Source organism: Planctopirus hydrillae (assembly GCF_001707835.1).
GTDB classification, from domain to species: Bacteria; Planctomycetota; Planctomycetia; order Planctomycetales; family Planctomycetaceae; genus Planctopirus; species Planctopirus hydrillae.
In genome coordinates, this window is the sequence record NZ_LYDR01000130.1 from 1 (window position 1) to 18,425 (window position 18,425).

13 protein-coding genes and 1 tRNA gene are annotated in these 18,425 nt (G+C 53.2%); 2 read left to right on the forward strand and 12 right to left on the reverse strand.

All coding sequences use genetic code 11. From position 1 onward, the window contains the following. Nucleotides 1-220 precede the first annotated feature (220 nt). From A6X21_RS16230 to A6X21_RS16250, 5 genes are all read right to left on the reverse strand, one after another. Nucleotides 221-306: transfer RNA gene (locus A6X21_RS16230), tRNA-Leu, on the reverse strand. 46 nt (nt 307-352) lie between these two features. Beyond that, nucleotides 353-1,966 carry a sulfatase family protein gene (locus A6X21_RS16235; protein WP_083233668.1) on the reverse strand — a complete coding sequence of 538 codons (1,614 nt, stop codon included), beginning with the start codon at nt 1,964-1,966 and terminating at the stop codon, nt 353-355. A gap of 73 nt (nt 1,967-2,039) precedes the next feature. Further along, nucleotides 2,040-3,935 carry a sulfatase gene (locus tag A6X21_RS16240; RefSeq protein WP_083233669.1) on the reverse strand — a complete coding sequence of 632 codons (1,896 nt, stop codon included), beginning with the start codon at nt 3,933-3,935 and terminating at the stop codon, nt 2,040-2,042. 72 nt (nt 3,936-4,007) lie between these two features. Beyond that, nucleotides 4,008-4,877, reverse strand: coding sequence for an NAD(+)/NADH kinase (locus A6X21_RS16245; RefSeq protein ID WP_068849756.1), 870 nt, complete (start codon nt 4,875-4,877; stop codon nt 4,008-4,010). Nucleotides 4,878-4,948: 71 nt separating this feature from the next. Then, on the reverse strand, nt 4,949-5,320 hold the full coding sequence (locus tag A6X21_RS16250) for a hypothetical protein (RefSeq protein WP_013109786.1): 372 nt from the start codon (nt 5,318-5,320) through the stop codon (nt 4,949-4,951). Between the two features lie 205 nt (nt 5,321-5,525). Between A6X21_RS16250 and A6X21_RS16255 the strand changes: the two genes are divergently transcribed. Then, on the forward strand, nt 5,526-6,851 hold the full coding sequence (locus A6X21_RS16255; RefSeq protein ID WP_068849758.1) for a site-2 protease family protein: 1,326 nt from the start codon (nt 5,526-5,528) through the stop codon (nt 6,849-6,851). 28 nt (nt 6,852-6,879) lie between these two features. On the opposite strand, the gene A6X21_RS16260 is transcribed toward A6X21_RS16255, so the two are convergent. The 7 genes from A6X21_RS16260 to A6X21_RS16290 all read right to left on the reverse strand — a co-directional run bounded on the left by A6X21_RS16260 (nt 6,880) and on the right by A6X21_RS16290 (nt 16,055). Next, a complete protein-coding gene (locus A6X21_RS16260; RefSeq protein ID WP_068849761.1) occupies nt 6,880-7,422 on the reverse strand; it encodes a type 1 glutamine amidotransferase domain-containing protein in 543 nt (180 codons plus the stop codon). A gap of 57 nt (nt 7,423-7,479) precedes the next feature. Beyond that, complete coding sequence (locus A6X21_RS16265; protein WP_438822580.1) at nt 7,480-9,030, reverse strand: DUF1501 domain-containing protein; 1,551 nt, start codon at nt 9,028-9,030, stop codon at nt 7,480-7,482. Next, entirely contained in the window at nt 9,030-11,696 is a 2,667-nt protein-coding gene (locus A6X21_RS16270; protein ID WP_165603827.1) for a PSD1 and planctomycete cytochrome C domain-containing protein, read from the reverse strand. Before A6X21_RS16270 ends, A6X21_RS16265 begins: the two co-directional genes overlap by 1 nt. Before the next feature lie 180 nt (nt 11,697-11,876). Beyond that, complete coding sequence (gene rfbC, locus A6X21_RS16275) at nt 11,877-12,422, reverse strand: dTDP-4-dehydrorhamnose 3,5-epimerase (protein WP_068849766.1); 546 nt, start codon at nt 12,420-12,422, stop codon at nt 11,877-11,879. After that, nucleotides 12,419-13,033 (reverse strand): SIS domain-containing protein, encoded by a 615-nt coding sequence (locus tag A6X21_RS16280; RefSeq protein WP_068849915.1) that lies wholly within the window; start codon nt 13,031-13,033, stop codon nt 12,419-12,421. Before A6X21_RS16280 ends, rfbC begins: the two co-directional genes overlap by 4 nt. Nucleotides 13,034-13,229: 196 nt before the next feature. Then, nucleotides 13,230-14,180, reverse strand: a complete 951-nt coding sequence (locus A6X21_RS16285) for a hypothetical protein (RefSeq protein WP_068849769.1) — start codon at nt 14,178-14,180, stop codon at nt 13,230-13,232. A 336-nt stretch (nt 14,181-14,516) separates the two neighbouring features. Then, entirely contained in the window at nt 14,517-16,055 is a 1,539-nt protein-coding gene (locus A6X21_RS16290; RefSeq protein ID WP_068849772.1) for an ammonium transporter, read from the reverse strand. A gap of 807 nt (nt 16,056-16,862) precedes the next feature. Here A6X21_RS16290 and A6X21_RS16300 point away from each other — a divergent pair. Continuing rightward, nucleotides 16,863-18,314, forward strand: a complete 1,452-nt coding sequence (locus tag A6X21_RS16300; protein ID WP_068849778.1) for a Gfo/Idh/MocA family protein — start codon at nt 16,863-16,865, stop codon at nt 18,312-18,314. Nucleotides 18,315-18,425: the final 111 nt, after the last annotated feature.

The window sequence follows — 18,425 nt, forward strand, 5'->3', positions numbered from 1 at the left end:
ACTGTCTCGCAAAGCTGATCTCTCCTCTTCCCCTCCTGTTGATAACGAAGGCCCTGCCTCGCTCACGCGAAGCAGGGTCTTTTCGTTTTTTGGCAGGCGGAATGTGGTATTCGGTAATTGGGGAGGTTGCGGGAGTGAGTTTTGGAATTCTCTGGGCGGCTGTTGAACCATCCAGGAGTTGTTTGGCGAGAAGGGAGTAGAGAGATGCTGGGGGATTTACTGGCCCGGGCGGGAATCGAACCCGCACGTCCCTTTCGAGACCCAGGATTTTAAGTCCTGTGCGTCTGCCTATTTCGCCACCGGGCCGGATGACATCATTCACAGTGTAGCAGCAGTTTCCTGTGATCGCACGTCATCGCGAGGTGTTATCTTTTCCGCTGAGATGCAGCGGATCTTCCAATCTCTTCTGCCAATCAATCAGTCGTTCCCGGAGCTGATTGCCGATTGCACGATGGGATTCATCTGCCGAAAGGTCAGTCTGTTCTAAAGGGTCTGTCTTGAGATTGTAAAGGCGTTCAGCATTCGCCTCCGGGTAGACGATCAGCTTCATTCCGTCGCTGGTGATGGAACGTTGCCGATTGAGATAGCTGCCAATCAGATCGTCGTCCCAGTCCTTTGTCGACGACGAATCAGTCTCTTTGGCGAGACGCAGGTTCTGAAAATTCTGAGAAGTGGCCCCATCAATGGTGGTCGCTTCCTGAATCAGCGGGAGCAGTGACGGGTATTCTTCCTCGGGCAAAAGAGGCACCCCAGCCAGGTCAAGAAACGTGGCTGCTACACTTTGCAGGTAGACCGGCCGGGTCACTTTCTTCCCCTCGGGAATCGTGGTCTGCCGATGCTGTGATCTGGCTGATGATCCCGCGGGAATGCTGACAAAAAACAGGGGGACCCGGGTGCTGTGATCATAGAGGTTTTGTTTCCCCATGAGTCCGTGCTGGCCGATAGCAAGGCCATGATCTGCTGTAAAGGCGATAATGGTCTCTCGCTGAGTGCCGCTGGATTCAATGGCGCGGAGGATTTTCCCGACCTGGGCATCGAGATGGGTAATGAGGGCATAGTACTCTTTGAGATGCTGCTTGATGGCTGCCTCAGTTCGAGGGAAGGGGGCTAGCCGCTCGTCGCGCAAACCTGGAGGGCAACCCATGGCTTCTGCGAAAGGGTATCTGGGCAGGAATGGTGCCGGAAGTTTGAGATGGCTGGCCGGGTATTGATCGAGAAATTCCTGTGGGGCCTGTCTCGGGTCGTGCGGTGCGTTAAAGGCCAGATACATGAGAAAAGGTGAGTTGGCTCTCGACTGGGAGGCGAGAAAAGCTCCTGCATCGTTCGCGAGAACTTCCGACCAATGGGTGCCACCGTCCCAGTAGCCGCCAAACGCTGTGTCTGAGGCCGACCAGACATCTTTTATATCTTCCAACGGGCGGTTGTATCCAGCGGGTTTGTCTGCGGGCATGCCGGGGCGAATGTGAACCGCTTGATCAAAGACTTTCTCGGGTGGGACTGGTAAATGCCATTTGCCAGAAATGAAAGTGCGATACCCGGCTTTTTTGAGTCGTTGCGGCCAGAGAAGTTCCTGGGAGGCCAATTGAGGCAATTGTTTGTGGGACTTTTCAGCCTTCCAGAGCGTGCGGCCGGTGAGCAGCATCGATCGACTCGCAATACAAACTGCCGGAGACCAGGAACCCATATTGGCGGCATGCGTGAACAAAGTTCCGCGACGAGCCAGTGCATCGAGATGGGGTGTTTGCACCTCGCGCCGCCGGAGGAGACTCATTGCGTCGTACGTCATATCATCCGCAAGGATGAGTACAAGATGCGGCCGACGGTCTTCAGCAGTTGGTTGGGGAGTAGAAGAGTTTTGATTCGCCAATAAGCCTTTGGCAAACAAAACCACGATCAAGCAAAGAGCAGCCAGCGGCATGTGCCGGCCACAACTCAACATCCGAGAGAGAGTCAACAGGAAGTTCATATCGTGGTCCGATGGAGATATCGACAAACCAAATTCCGTCTTGAATGAGCTCCCGCTTGAGTCGTTGCACAAACTATTGAGGAATCAGTTCCAGTGCGCGAAAATCTCCGACAGCGACGCCTGGTTTTGAAACTGCTTTGAGGCTGATTTCCTGCCGGCCGATGTCGTCGATTTTGAGTTCTCCGACATCTCGCCAGACGAAGTTCTGAAAGTGGCCCGTCTCTTCGACCACAAATGTCAGGGATGAATCCTTAATCTTCGCCTCGACGATGGCACCGCCACTCCCTTTGCCACAGCCCTGGAATACTCTCAAGCGGTAGTTGCCGGGCTTTGTGACAGTCAACGGAAAAACGACATAGTCGTCTTTCTCGACCCAGAAGCCGACCGTTTGCTTGTGAGGTAATGGTTCGTAACGAAGCTGTCTCCCGTAGACCTGAGCGGATTTGGCTGGGATCGAGATCACTCCGGTTTTCTCATGCGGAGGATTCGGTATGTAATCAGGGTTGGGGACTGTTTCCTGGGCGTTTACTGATTGCTTCCAGGTTGCCAGTTGGTTTGCAAATTGTGTGATTTTTTCTGGTTCGTCGGGGGCACGATTGCGTCCTTCTCCTGGATCTTTATCAACAAGAAACAGTTCTTTGCGACCAGTCTGGTAGTTCTCAATGTACTTCCAGGGGCCCTGACGAATGACTCCGCCGGGGAAGCCACCCTGATTGGCGTAATGCGGATAATGCCAATAAAGCGGCCTTTCAAATGCGGACTTCTTGAATTCGGGCGTAGCATTCCCTGTCCAGATGTCAGAGATATTCATCCCGTCAAGCGGGGAGTTCGCATCGACCTGATACTGAATTCCTGCCAGAGAGAGAAGGCTGGGGAGCAGATCGAGTGTGGTCATCGGAAAGTCTGTCGTCGAACCATCCGGGATGTGCTTGGGAAAACTGACAATGAGCGGTACACGAATCCCACCTTCGTAGAGCCAGCCTTTCCCTTCGCGAAGTGGAGCATTGATCGTGGCCGGTGTGTTCTTGCCTTCAATCGTCGCCAGCCCGCCATTATCAGAGGTGAAGACCACAATTGTATTCTTCGCGAAGCCCTTTTCCGTCAGAGAGTTCATCACTTTGCCGACCGCTGCGTCGAGGTGATAGAGCATGGCAGCATAGATCTCATTGCGAACCACGCCGGGTGGCTTATTGTCTCGAAATTTCTGGATGGTCTCCTCAGGAGCATTCATCGGTGTATGCACAGCAAAGTGTGGCAGATAAAGAAAGAATGGCTTTTCGTCGGTTTGTTTTTCAATGAAAGCAACGGCTTTGTCAGCCAGGGCGTCGGTGAGATACTCTCCATCGGGGATGTCTTCCAGACCAGGGATCGGCTTACCCTGTGGATTCTTTTCTCCATTGGCCACTGCTTTAGGACCAAAGGGCGCAAACCATCTGGCGGGTGAACCTCGTTCATCTCCGGCGATCTGCTCTTGAAAACCATATTGGAGAGGGCCGGTTGCTCCACCACCGAGGTGCCACTTGCCAATACTGCATGTCTGATACCCATTCGACTTTAAAACTCCCGGCAGAGTCATAATCCCTTGCGGCAAAGAGTTTCGAATCTCGGGGACACGCAATGCCTGGTCGCTACGGTTGCCTCTTCCGGGAAGCCAGTCTGTCAGATGCAGCCGGGCGGGGTTTTGCCCCGTGAGAAGCGCAGCTCGTGTGGGAGAGCAGACAGGGCAGGCGGCGTAGGCCTGTGTGCAGCGGATCCCATCGCGGGCCAGTTGATCAAGATTGGGAGTTTTATGAAAAGGATTTCCGTAACAGCCAAGATCAGCCCAGCCCAGATCATCGGCCAGAATCACCACGATATTGGGATGTTTTTGGTGTGGAGCTGAAGGCGATTTTCCTTCGCTGGCTTGAGCAAAGTTCGCGGCAATTCCACAGAGGAACACCAGTCCGGAGAGAAGCAAACGGTTTGTCATGATGTGACTTCAAATGAGAGCTTGTCGAGGGCGTGAACGGCTGTGCAAAAAGTGAGTTGATTAAGTTCAGGGTCAAATCGATCGAGAATCAAAATTCACCGGATTACTACCCCAGCCGAGTTTTCGATGCAGGGTGGAGTAATAACTCCATCCTTCCAGACGTACGAGTTGGCACGAGACGTCGGCTCTGCGGATTTCAACGACATCCCCTGGCTGAAGTGGTTCGCGAATCTGTCCGTCAATGACTAATGTTACCCCTTCATTCACTTCGGGGACACGCATTTCGAAGATGCAATCGGCACTATCGACCAATGGGCGATTGCTTAAAGTGTGAGGACTGATGGGTGTCACCACAAAGGCCTGTAAGTTCTGTTTAAGAATTGGCCCACCAGCCGCCAGACTATGAGCCGTTGAGCCAATCGGCGTACTGACAATCAAACCATCGCAGCGGTATGTGGTCACAGGAACCCGATCGACCAGCAGTTCGATATCGATCAGGCGGAGGGAGGCCCCTGCCTGGATCGAAACTTCATTCAGACCCAGCGATTGAAGTTGCTCATGGCCATCCCGAAAAAGTCGGCATTCAAACATCAGATGATCGACAATGCGGTACCGCCTCGATGCGATCTCGCCCAAGGATTGCATGAATTCGGCTGGTGTCAGATCGGCGAGAAACCCCAGGCGTCCCAGGTTGATACCCAGCATGGGCCTCTGTTGTTTGCCCATGGCACGGCAGGTACGGAGAATGGAGCCATCGCCACCGATCACAGCCACGATCTGTGGTTCTATCTCCCAGCAGTTGCAGTCATGAACCCCCAGAATTCCTGCAAGCTGCACCTGCTCCTGCTGTTCGATGAAATCCACTAATACTCGACGAATCTCTGCGACTTGAGGATGATGATCACGAAAGACAAGTCCAACTTGAATGGGCTCCGGAAGCATGACTCGTCCTGGAATGAAGGCTCTGTTTTACCGACGATGTTGATCAGCGATGGTTGTTCTGTTGGTGATTACTATTCTTCGCTGACTGGTTCGGGTTTGGGATAGCCAGTCCACACCAGAGGCTTCGCTGCCATCGCGAGTTCACCCTTTTCGAGCATTCCCAGAATTTGGGTGACGGTCATGTTGGTGTTGATCTCGCGTTTGAGCCGCTGAATGATCTGTGGTGTGACCAGGTGAGCACCGGGGCCAGCTTCGCCTTCAAGGAAAGCCCGTTTCTGGTCGTAAACAGCCCAGAAAATTGTGCGGGACATCCCCTTGGCGCCATCACGACATTTGACCGCAGCGCCTCCTTTGACCCGCTGACCGTTGACGCGGTACAAGTCACTTCGCTCGAAGACGATCGCAATGACATTCCAGTCTTTGGAACCAAACAAACCGAACATGCGCTTCTTTCTCTCAGAGGTGGTCGTCAGTGCGCCAGCCAACAGATCAAAACGGTGATGGTAGATTACCCTTCATCGTTCTACAGTTCCGTTCCCAGCGATGCCAGACTGGTATTCTCGAAGTGACAAACTTTCATGAAGGGAATCTCATAATGGCCATGGGATTGCAATTGGCCTTCGAAAACTCTGAGTCTATGATTAGTGCATGGCCGAATCTGAAAAAAGCTCACAGAGCAAGACATTCGAACAGGATGATTCCTGGGTTGATCCACTCCAGCCCATGGCTCCCAAGAAGTCATGGTTTGGACGGAAACAGCCTCTGGAAAAATCTGCAGATCAGACTTTGGAGCAGGTCGATCCACTACAGATCTATCCGGCAGAGACCCCTTCTACTTCAGTCCCTCAAACTGCACTGAATAAGGCCAACTCGAAGAACAGCTCACCGGTTGTCGAAACGAATGATTCTAAGGGCGGCAAACCAGCCAAGCCCCAGCGTGTGGTCCTCGAGCGTGAGATGCTCCCCGGCGAGTTGGCACGAATGGCTGCGCTTCAGGCAGCGACCTCTCCCGCAAACGGCGTTAATACAGTCGATCATGAACTGAAAGATGACGACTTCCTGGAGGAAGAAAACGAGCAGCTTCGTCGAGAACGCGAGTTGGAAGCGAAGCGTCTGGCGGAGCAGGAGAAACAGTTTCGCTCAAGACATTGGGCGATCTGGCTGTTTTTTATGACCTGTGTGACGACGTTCCTTGCGGGCTTGAACAGTGGTGGTGGCCCAGCCCCGGCCATGCCGGAAGATCTCCTGCGTCACGGGCTCATCTATGCGGGTTGCGTCATGGCAATTTTGTGTGCTCATGAACTGGGCCATTACCTGCAAAGCAAACGGCACGGGCTGCCATTCTATTACCCCTACTTCATTCCATTTCCCTTTGGGATCTTTGGAACTTTAGGAGCGACGGTATCTTCCAGTAAAATCAAGTTGTCACGATCAGCGCTATTGGATATTGCCACAACCGGGCCACTGTTTGGCCTGATTGTTACCTTGCCGATCGCACTTTATGGTGCAGCGACATCCATCCCGTTTCCGGCGAACGCACAACCGGGCTTTTCACTCAGTGATCCACCAATCCTGCGGTGGATGATCGTGCTGACGCATCCGCAACTGGGGCCCAATGACGATGTCCTCATCAACCCCGCCTTGCTGGCCGGGTGGTTTGGCATCTATTGGACGGCCCTCAATCTGGTGCCGATTGGTCAACTGGATGGCGGTCAGATTATGACCGCACTGATTGGCAGACGGGCCGAAATTGTGAGCAAACTGACCATTGTCGTGGCCGTCATCTGGATGCTGTACTCACTCGATCTGACATTCAGCACCATGCTGGGGCTGATGGCGTTTATGGGCATTCGCAGTGCTGAAATTGAGAATGAGACAATAGCGCCCAGCAACGTCAAAATGGCTCTCGGTTGGCTGCTGTTGGCCTTCTTATTGATTGGCTTTACACCCATCCCATTCCGCATGGCTCCCTGATGATGGTAGCCTGGGAATGATCCTTCCGTTAACCCAACAACTCGCCGCGGGTCGATTTTCCAAGCACTTCGAGGCAACCAAGCAGAAAAGCCGGGAGGTCGTCTGGCTTGCGACTGCTCACAAAATGCCGATCAACGACAACTTCCTGATCCAGAAACAAAGCGCCGGCATTCTCGATATCGTCTTTGATACCCAGCGAACCGGTGGTGCGGACATTCCGATAAATCCCGGCGGAAATCGGCATCCAGCCCCCATGACAGATCGCTGCCACAAGTTTGCTGTCTGCGTGAAACTCCTGCAGCAACTGTTTCACTTTCGCTTCACGGCGAATCTTGTCAGGCATCCATCCTCCCGGACAGATCACCCCGACATAATCGCTGGACTTCTGATCTCGAATGGCGGCGTCTGATCGACAGGGATAGCCGTGCTTCCCTTTGTAGACCACGTTCGCTTCCAGCCCCGCGCAAACGACCTGATAACCGGCTTCGATCAGCCTCAGTTTGGGATACCAGACTTCGAGATCTTCGTACTCTTCTCCAATGAACATCAGGATGGCTGGTGAGTTGGGCATGGATGAGTTCCGCCAATCGAGGAAGCAGGAATATTGAATCACAAGGATTTGAGGATGTCACACATGTTTAAGTATGTCATGAACCACATGGCCATGCACGTCTGTTAAACGAAACTGCCGTCCCTGAAACCGGTAAGTCAGGCGTTCATGATCAATTCCCATCAGATGCAGTATGGTGGCTTGCAGGTCATGAACATGGACGGGGTTTTCCAGGACGTTCATCCCCAGATCATCAGAGGCTCCATGAGTCACACCACTTTTCACGCCGCCACCAGCCATCCAGACGGTAAAGGCGTAGGGATGATGATCACGTCCCCAGCGCGGGCGATTGGCAAGATCTCCTTGAATGAATGGCGTTCGACCAAACTCACCACCCCAGATGACCAGAGTATCATCGAGCAGACCACGTTGTTTCAGATCCTTCACAAGGGCTGCTGAAGGTTGGTCGGTATCGCGGCACTGGTTGTAAAGTTCAGTCGTGAGACTATTGTGCTGATCCCACCCGGCATGCATGAGCTGCACACTTCGGACACCACGTTCAACGAGCCGCCTGGCCATGAGACAGTTGTAGGCGAAAGAGCCTGGCTGCTCGACCTGTGGACCGTACATCTCGAGGGTGGCTTTTGATTCACCGGAAAGATCAGTCAACTCGGGAACACTGGTTTGCATGCGAAATGCCATTTCGGACTGGGCAATTCGAGTGCTGATCTCGGGGTCTCCTGAGAGAGCTTGTTTCTGCAGATTCAGTGCTGTGACATCGTTGAGCATGGCTTCGCGAAACTCGCGAGAAATCCCCGGGCCATCTTTCAAATAGAGGACGGGATCTTTGCTTCCTCGAAATTTCACGCCTTGAAATCGCGAAGGCAGAAACCCACTTCCCCAGTAGAAATCGTAGAAAATCTGCCCACACGAGGTTCCCTTGGTGACTGACGTGAGCACGACGTAGCCGGGGAGATTATCGGCTGCGCTTCCCAGACCGTACGTCAGCCATGCACCCAGCGCAGGCCTGCCAGGAAGTTCACTCCCCGTCAGCATGAACGTAATCGCCGGTGCATGATTCACCGCTTCTGTATGCATCGATTTGATAAAACAGAGTTCATCAGCGATTTGTGCGGTATGTGGCATGAGGCTCGATACCCATGCCCCGGATTCTCCATGTTGAGCAAAGGGCTCGACATTTCCCAGAATCAGTTTTCCATTCGCATTGCCCGTCATGGTGCTGAAGCGTTTGCCACCTACGTAGGATTCGGGAAGAGGCTGACCGTGAAGTTCTCTGAGCTTTGGCTTGTAGTCGAACAGATCGACATGCGTCGGCGCGCCATTCTGAAAGAGATAAATGACATGCCTGGCCCTGGGGGGCAGACGGGGCCGCCCCACGATGTCGGTCGTCGCTGCAGTTGAAGTTGATGAAATGGGTGCAGGCGATTGTTCTGCAGCCAATAAGTGCGAAAGACTCGCCAGGCCAAGGCCCAGAGAACCTGCTGCTGTCCCCAGAAAACTGCGGCGATGATGAGTGGTCATCCACTCACAAGGAGGAACGGGTGGCAATGGAGGATTCCCAGTTGGATTTCTCTTTGTAGAGGTGGATGATTCTTTGAAAAGGTGCATTACTCTTTCGAGACAGTCTCATCGAGGTTGAATAGAATCATGGTGACGACAGTCCACAGGGCTGCTTCCGCCCGGCTTGCTGAATCTTCTCCCGCAAGGCTGGCAGGCGATGCTCCCACAGCAAGCAAGTCATTCACCTGTTCGGGGGATTGAACAAGTCGATCTCGCCAGCTCATGATTGAAGTTCTCAATAACTCCAATTCCTGAGGAGTCGGTTCGCGTACGAGAATGTGTTCAAATAGGCGCCTCAGGCGCTCGTCGTCGTGCAGCTTTCGATCATTCACAAAGAATCGTGTTGCCAGAACCCTGGCTGCTTCGAGATAGACAGGATCATTCCAGAGAGCCAGGGCCTGTAATGGGGTATTGGTTCTACTGGTACGAACAATACAGGTTTGCCGATTGGCAGTATCGAAAAACATGGGTGGCGCGATGATTCTTCGCCAGAAGGTGTAGAGGCTTCGCCTGTAAAGCGAATCGCCCTGGTCGGCCTGATACCTCTTGGCGCCGAAAGTGGCTTCTTCCCAGAGACCTTCTGGCTGATAGGGCTTGACCGGTGGACCGCCGGTTTTGGGAACCAGCAGCCCGGAAACTGCCAACGCCTGATCCCGCAGCATCCAGGCTGGCCAGCGATACCGTGGACCCCGGGCGAGCAGGCGATTTTCCGGATCGTCGACATAGGCTTCACGGGGGACAAGTGTGGTCTGGCAATAGGTGCGACTGGTCACCATCTGCTTGACAAGACGCTTGATATCCCAACCATGCTCGCGGAAATCGGCTGCCAGCCAATCCAGCAGTTCGGGATGACTGGGCTTTTCTCCCTGAATGCCAAAATCTTCAGACGTTTTCACCAGCCCGATGCCAAAAAACTGCTGCCAGATTCGATTCACAACCACACGCGCAACCAGAGGGTTTTCATCATGCAGCAACCACTCGGAAAGCTCCCGGCGAGTCAGTACGGGTGATACATTCTGATCTCGGAATCGCTCGCTGGCTTTCTTGGATTTCAGAAACAGGGGGACGTCGGTCGGAACTTCTGCCTGAGGTTGATTGTAAAGTCCCTTGCTCAGAATGAAGTTCTTGCGAGGTTCACCAGCACGTTCCTGCATGACCATGACCTGGGGAATCGACCTCTGCAAAGCATCCAGCTCATCAATACGGGATTTCAGCATCAGCAGGCTCTGCGGCGACTGTCCTTGCCATTGATTCCAGAAGTTGATGAGTTGAGTCAGTTCACTCGCCTTACGATCCTGCGGGGGCTTTTGACGAATGGCTCGAACCTCAGCCGGTAATCCGTCATCCTGATGCCAGGGACTCGTGGCCACTCCATTCGCATCGTCGAAAACTTCGATCGCTGAAACTGGCTGGGTAGAAAGTGCAGGGCCCTCTGCTGGTGCGAGATGCTTGAGCGGCACAAACTCGTCTTCCCAGGCGAGTACCTTTTCTGCGATCTCCTGACGTTCCTTGAGCAGTCGATTTCTGTGTTCTTTCTGCTCTTCGCTGGGCCATTCGAGTACAGGAGGTGTCTGAGGATTCCCACCACTCCCATCCACCGGCGTGTTGTTGAAAAAGCCAGAAAGCTGGTAGTAATCCTGCTGCCGGATCGGGTCAAACTTATGGTCGTGGCAGCGGCAGCAATTCATGGTCAGACCGAGCCAGACCGTCCCGGTCGTTTCCGTCATATCCATCACATAATCGATGCGGTTTTCAGCAGCAATCCGCCCGCCCTCGCCGTTGATCATATGATTCCGGAGAAAGGCTGTGGCCAGCTTCTGCCGGTCGGTTGCTTGAGAAAGCAGATCGCCAGCGAGTTGAGCCCGTGTGAAATCCGCAAAGGACAGATTCTGGTTGAAGGCCTCCACCACCCAATCCCGCCAGGGCCACATGGTGCGTTCAGCATCACCTTGATAACCATTGGTGTCAGCATACCGGGCAGCCTCCAGCCATTCCCAGGCCATACGCTCTCCGTAATGTGGTGATGCCAGCAACTCATCGACGACAGCACCTGCATCGAGGGGTTGATTCGAGGACTTCAGATACTTCTGACGCAATTCCAACGAAGGTGGTAATCCCGTCAGATCGAGTGCCAGTCGTCTGAGCAACCGGGCGGAATCGGCCTGGGGGGATAATTCCTTACCCACCTGATGCAACTGTGCGATCACAAACGCATCAATCGGATTCTCGGCTCGATCACTCTCTGGCACGGCAGGCTTGATTATCGGCTCAAACGCCCAGTGCTTTCCCCATGGGGCGCCGGCTTGCAACCATCTTTGCAACAAAAGCAATTGTGCGGCTGTGAGGCGATGTTTCGTCTCGGGAGGGGGCATGATCAGATCGGGATCAGTGGTCGACACACGTTCCCAGAAAACACTCTGGCCAGGTGCACTCTCTCTAAGGATTTGATCCAGAGCAGGGTTGGGTTGGTCGAGTCTCAACTCGGCTTGACGACTCTGAGAATCAGGGCCATGGCAATGAAAGCAATTGTCCGAAAGGATCGGCAGCACATCTTTTGAGAAATTGATGGATTTTGAACTGAATTCGCCTTCGGCTGCTAAAAGTTCGCAAGCCATGGCCAGACTCGCAGACACAATCAGCCAGCCTGACAGGAACACCCGGCACATCGACGGAGACAGCACAGGTTGCCGCTGCTCTCGGTTGCGCTGTGGCATGCTGTGCCCCTGATTCACCACTCTCGATTCTGACCCATTCATCACATCAACGATCGCTGACCTATTCAGCATAAGGGAGAGCAGCCACTTAAAACAACATGGGAGCTGTTGATCAAGTTTGAGTCATGAGAAATGTGTGGGTACTCAATCGATGGAACACTGTGTTGAACAGGTTGCGTGTCAGTCGAAGGATTCCAGATTCGCCAGAGTTTGGCCTTGCTGGTCTTTGGCCGAAAGAATGGGAAAGTCTTCCAGAGGCCAGGCAATGCCCACAGTCGGATCATTCCACAAGAGGCAGCGTTCGTGCTGTGGAAAGTAATAGTCAGTGCACTTGTAGAGCACATCGGCAGTCTCAGAGATGACGCAAAATCCGTGAGCGAAACCCGCAGGCACATAGAGTTGGTGATGGTTGACGTCACTCAGTCGACAGCCCATCCATTGGCCGAATGTGGGTGAGCTTTTGCGGACATCGACGGCGACGTCAAAAATCTCGCCACGAATCACCTGGATGAGTTTGGCCTGTGGACGTACGAGTTGGAAATGCAATCCGCGCAGTGTTCCTCGCGACGAACGGGACACATTATCCTGAACAAAAGCTTGCGACAGGCCGCTGGTTGTGTAGCGTTCCTGCTGGAAAACTTCGAAGAAGAATCCTCGGGAATCACCAAAAACTCGCGGCTCTATCTTCAGGACATCGGGAAGTTTGTCATCCGGTGTCACGATCATCGTGGCACCTGGTAGCGTCCGATCTGGTTGATGCGACCATGGAGATCGTTCAGGATCCAATGGAACAGAATCAGATGGACGCACTCGACAATCCCCATGTCGTCCAGCGGCACATGCAGGTTTTTCTGTCCCAGTGATTTCAGTTTGCCACCCGAATAGCCTGTAATGCCCCAGGTGACGAGACCTTTGCGATTGCCCCATTCGACAGCATTGAGAATGTTCGGGCTGTTTCCACTGCCGCTGATGGCAATCAGAACATCTCCGGGCGAGGCCAGGTTCTTCAACTGCTCGACGAAGACACGATCAAAGCCTTCATCATTGCCCCACGCCAGAATGTAAGGCGTGTTATCGGTCAGGGATAAGACTTTGAGCCGCTTGCGTTCATCGTTCGTGAAATCTTTGCGGTCGAGTGAGCTTTTCCCCAGATCTTCGCAGAAGTGCGAACTGTTCGAGCCGCTGCCACCATTCCCGCAAATGAAGACGAACTTGCCATTCTCGTAGGCCGAGTAGATGTCTTCTGCCAGTTGTTCCGTTTCCTTCAAATCAAGGGTCTGAAAGACCTGAGCAACCCTCGAAAGATAATCAGCCGGATTCAGGTGAGCGCCGAGCATGAGGTTCCGTCCCCAGGGAGTGTAGATCAATGACTGGTTGAGATCACCGCTGTTTGCCAACAATACCAACTGGCCAATTTTGATACCAGTTCGGTTCAAGTTCCGCCATTCAGGATGGCAATTGACAACGGGCTGAGAGCCAGTGACTCATCCAGGTGGCCTGACTTCAATGGCCTGATTTCAGTGAGTTGTTCCTTCAAGATCCCCTTTCACTCAGCCGCTTTGTGGGAAGAACCGCATCAATCCATCGAGATGGACACAGGGCGGATAGCAGGCAAAGACTGGTTAACCCCAGGAGGATCATCCCTCCCATGGCGGGTTCAAAGCGAGCCAGTCCGGAAAATGTCTGCCAGCAGGCATAGTTCAGAAACGTGAAGTGGGCACTGGCGAGCAGATTTGTCCGCAAGAGGACATGGCCACATTTGAGGAATTGCCAGACGAAGACCGCCAGTGGCAAGGTTTGAATCGCATGGAGGCAGGCTCCATGGGGAAATTTCAGTACTCCCGCGTGGGGAACAAGTTCCGGGTTACGGCCGGCTTGTATTTCTGCCCAGCCGATCGACGAAATGATGAATCCCAGCAGAAGCGAGATCCACAGCAACAGAAGTCCTGCACGGATAGCAGATTTCATTGAAGTTGAGGGAATTCTCGAAGGATCGTGTGTTTCCTCGATTGTCAAAAATGCCCCAGGCAGCAGACTGCGAAAGACGAGCCAACTGATTCCCAGGCTGGCAATGATGATGAGCACCAGCATGGCGACTTCAATAAAGGCATCGCGATAAGTAGCGTGGTTGAAGTGCGAAGGGACTCCTCGCCAGAACTGGATGGTGATCAATGTCACCTCTAAAGCGAGCGCTAACGACGTCAGCCAGACGACGACGGGATCGAGCGACCAGATCCGCAGTTTCCCCCAGACCCAACTCATCGAGATGCAGGTGAGGCCTGTCGAAATGCCAAAAAGGGCTGGTTTTCGAAACGAGGTGGGCCCAGACCAGTCATCTCCGGTGATGACCCCCATTGTCAGGTGACAGCCGCCACTGATCAGCAGCGCAATTCCCGTCATGAAAATGGGCCACAGCCATTCATGGCGGGGCCATAATTCAACGACTGATCGGTGCCACGTTCGATAGGCAATATTCTTTTGCATAACGAAGTCTAGTCATTCGCAGTGCAACTTTCTTGCTGAGCGTTCTCCTTTCGTTTCTGATCACTATTTTGATCATTGAGCACTCGATCGTTGAGGCCAGCCTTCAGTGGGCGAGACGGATCGCGACGAAAACAAAAACGGTCACCAATTCTCTTGGGAGAATTGATGACCGTTCGGCTTGCCTGATGATTTGAATCTCTGGAAGAGTCAAACTCAGAAGATTCTCAGTTTGACAGCTCGCAGTGAAGCTTCCGTGCCGTCCATCTTTTGGCAAATGCCTGGGGAGAGTCGCATCTTGCCACCGTCCCCAGGTTGTTCTGGAATACAGGCTGACAGTTAGTTCTGAATAACGAATCCGTGGTAAGCTTCGTTGCCGTGTTCACCCATGTCGAGACCTTCGATTTCTTCTTCAGGCTTCACACGCAGGCCGACAGTGTACTTGATGACCAGCCATACAATTGCTGAAACCACCACTGTGTAGATTCCGACCATACCGATGCCCACGAGCTGGGCAATCAATTGCTCGGTCCCGCCTCCGAAGAACAGACCAGCTTTTGGCCCGCCAGTAATTGGGGTGGTTGAAAGATCTGCCGTGGTGAAGAGCCCGACGCAGATGGTACCAAAAATCCCGTTCACGAGGTGAACCGATGTGGCACCCACTGGGTCGTCAACACCGACTCGGTCGAATGCCAGAACTGAGAGGACCACGAGCACACCTGCGATAGCACCGATAATCAAAGAGCAGTTGAGATCAGTGAAGGCAGCAGGAGCAGTGATCGCGACCAGGCCGGCCAAGCAACCGTTAAGAGTCATCCCGATATCTGGCTTACCGAGTACGATCCAAGCGGTTGCAGTCGATGTCAGTGCTGCAATTGCAGCAGCAGCGTTGGTGTTGACGGCGACTTGAGCAATCAAAGCACCATCACCCACCGCCATGCAACTGCCCGGGTTAAAGCCGAACCAGCCGAGCCAAAGGATCATACAACCCAGGAAAGCAGCCATCATGCTGTGACCTGGGATCGCATTCACTTTACCATTGGCATACTTGCCAATACGTGGGCCAAGGATGATCGCTCCGGTCAATGCTGCCCAACCACCCACCGAGTGTACGACAGTCGAACCAGCAAAATCCCAGAAGTTCCACTTGGCAGCCAGGTATCCATAACCCCAGATCCAGTGGCCTGTGATGGGGTACATCACGATCATCATGATAAAGCAGAAAATGATGAATGAGTGATACTTGATTCGTTCAGCAACTGCCCCGGAAACGATTGTGGCAGCAGTACCTGCGAAGACCAGTTGGAAGAAAAATTTGACCATCAAGGGGACGCCAGCCCAGGCAATTGAGCCATAGTCACCTTCGTAACCAAGAGTCGCGATCTTGGGGCTGTTGTCAGCGCCAGAGATCATCATGATCCCTTTAGCTCCGTACCAGCCACCATCTCCAGAGACAGAACCATCGCCACCACCGAACATCAGGCCCCATCCGAAAAGATAGAAACCTAACGTACAGACAGCGAACACAATGAAGTTCTTCGAAAGAATGTTCACTGTGTTTTTCGAACGCGCGAATCCGGACTCAACAGCACCGAAGCCAGCGTTCATGAAGAAGACGAGGAATCCGCAGAAGAGAACAAAGACTGAATCCAGACCGACAGTCAGCTTGTCTGCAGTGGCCTGCAAAGTTGCGATCGGATCAGCAGGAGGAGCAGCCTCGGCGGGCTTGGCTTCCTCTGCTGCAGCAGGAGCTGGTGTGGCAGCGGCTTCCGCTGCTGGAGTGGCTGGAGTTTCCTGGGCGAATCCTTGCCCAGAAACCGACCAGCAACATGCTGTCAGTAGAAGTGTGAGTCCCAGGAGCGCCACGGAACGCGTCATTTACTTTCCCCTCATTGAATCGAAGCAACTCGATTACGCACCCTTCACCATCAGTTGGATCCGAGCCACATAACCACAAGGTGTTTTGAATGTGAAAAATGCAGGCACTTTTCACCCCTGCGCAGCAAATAAGCAACGAGCGTGCCTTGATTCCTGAGGAAAATCACGAAAACGAAATTTAGCTGAACATTTTCTCGGGTGAGTTTTCACGAATGTGCCCGAATTCTCGCAAAATTCAGGTGAAAGTCAGCCCTGCCCACATAGCATTCTGATCGATGTGCCTGAAACTTGAGCATCAGGATTTTTTCTTCCGGCGGCTCTCGACTCCGACTGTGACCGCTGGAAATGGCAAGCAGTGCCTGCACATCGCGCTCCTGTGCATAAATGCAAGGCAATGTGTTCGGGCGAGCCAAATGAAGGTTGACAATTGACATTTCCACGCTGCTCTGACGCTGGGGAAACTGAGAATCGTCCACCGCCCGAAGTGAAGGGATCCCGCAGATCTTTTGGGGATCTTTCGACCGCCCGAGATCTGGTGACCATCGCGGGGGTTCGAATCGTTCTGAAAGAATCCTTCTATAACAGTGCAAGTTCGCTCCCAGTCGATTGCCCTGTCATTGATCTTCGCGGTAAACTTAAACGACTGTTGATGCATGTAACCCGATCATCAGTCATTCGGCCGCAGAGGTCGTCGCACAGAAGGTCGAGCTGTCGTCCTGCCAGCCTGTCGCCTATTGTTCATCTCGACCCGGGTTCAATACCTTTTTAGCAGACAGTTGATAACGACATCGTGATAAGGATTTTGTTATGCCTCAGAATCGTCGTGAATTTCTTGAGAACAGCCTCTCAGTGGGCGCTGCTCTGGCCTGCGCGGGTGGTTTGAAGGCTGTTCAGGCACAGGAAACTGCCCCGAAAAAAACTGGCGACAAGATCAATGTCTGCGTCGTGGGCGTGAATGGCCGGGGCGGAGAGCACATTCGAGGCTTCAGCAACAATCCTGATTCGATCGTTTACGCGATTGTCGATGTCGATCAGCGAGTCGGTGAATCCAAAGCGGCACTGATTGAAAAAGAGTACAAACACCGCCCTAAGGTCTATACCGATCTGCGTGAGGCTTATGCCGACAAGAATGTCGATGTCGTGAGTGTGGCCACTCCCAACCATTGGCATGCTCTGGCTGCGATCTGGGCGATTCAGGCCGGCAAAGACGTTTATGTCGAAAAACCTGTCAGTCACAATGTGGTCGAAGGTCGCCGACTTGTCGAAGCCGCCCGTAAGTACAACAAGATTGTCCAGTGCGGCACTCAAAGCCGATCGAACCCCGGGTTGAAGGAAGCGATCAAGTACATTCATGATGGCCAGTTGGGGGAAGTCAAACTCGCACGCGGTCTCTGTTACAAGCCCCGGAACTCGATTGGGCCACGCAGCAACTACGAACCGCCATCGACTGTGAATCTCGATTTGTGGACTGGTCCGGCACCACTGGCGCCACTTACTCGCAAGAATTTTCACTACGACTGGCATTGGCAATGGCCATACGGCAACGGCGACCTGGGAAATCAGGGGATTCACCAGATGGATATCGCCCGCTGGGCACTCAATGAAAACAGCATCGGCGACAGTGTCATGAGCTATGGCGGCCGATATGGCTATGAAGATGCTGGCGATACCGCCAACACGCAGGTCTGTTTCCATACCTTTGGTGATAAGCGACTCATCTTCGAAGTTCGTGGCCTGAAGACTGACGCCTACATGGGAGCCAAAGTGGGCGTGATTGTTTATGGCAGCGAGGGGTACATGGTCATTCCCAGTTACTCCAGTGCGACGGTCTTCTCCAAAGATGGCAAGGAGATCAAGCAGTTCAAGGGTGGTTCAGACCAGAATCACTACAACAACTTTATCGAAGCGTTCAAAGCCCGCGATATGTCCAAGCTGAATGCTGAGATTCTGGAAGGACATCTTTCCAGTGCACTTTGCCATGTCGGCAACATTTCCTACCGTTTGGGTTCCCTGGAAAGCCTGAGCGCTCTGGAAACTCAGCTCGCCAAAGATCCTGAAGGTCTCGAAACCACCAAGCGGTTTGCCGAGCATTTGAAAGCAAATGGAGTTGATCTGACGGGTAACAAGATCCAAGTTGGCCCGCTGCTCAAGATTCTCCCGAACGAAACCTTTACGGGCCCTCGATCCGAAGAAGCCAATGCCATGCTTTCGAGGGAATACCGGGCACCCTATCTGCTGCCAACAACAGAGCAGCTCTAACTCCGAAGAGCTTTAATTCTGCATGGCTCTCAAGCTCATGCTGACACACAAAAGCTCAGCGGCTGACGCCAATTGTCAGCCGCTGAGCTTTTTTCATTCGTGTCGATCTTT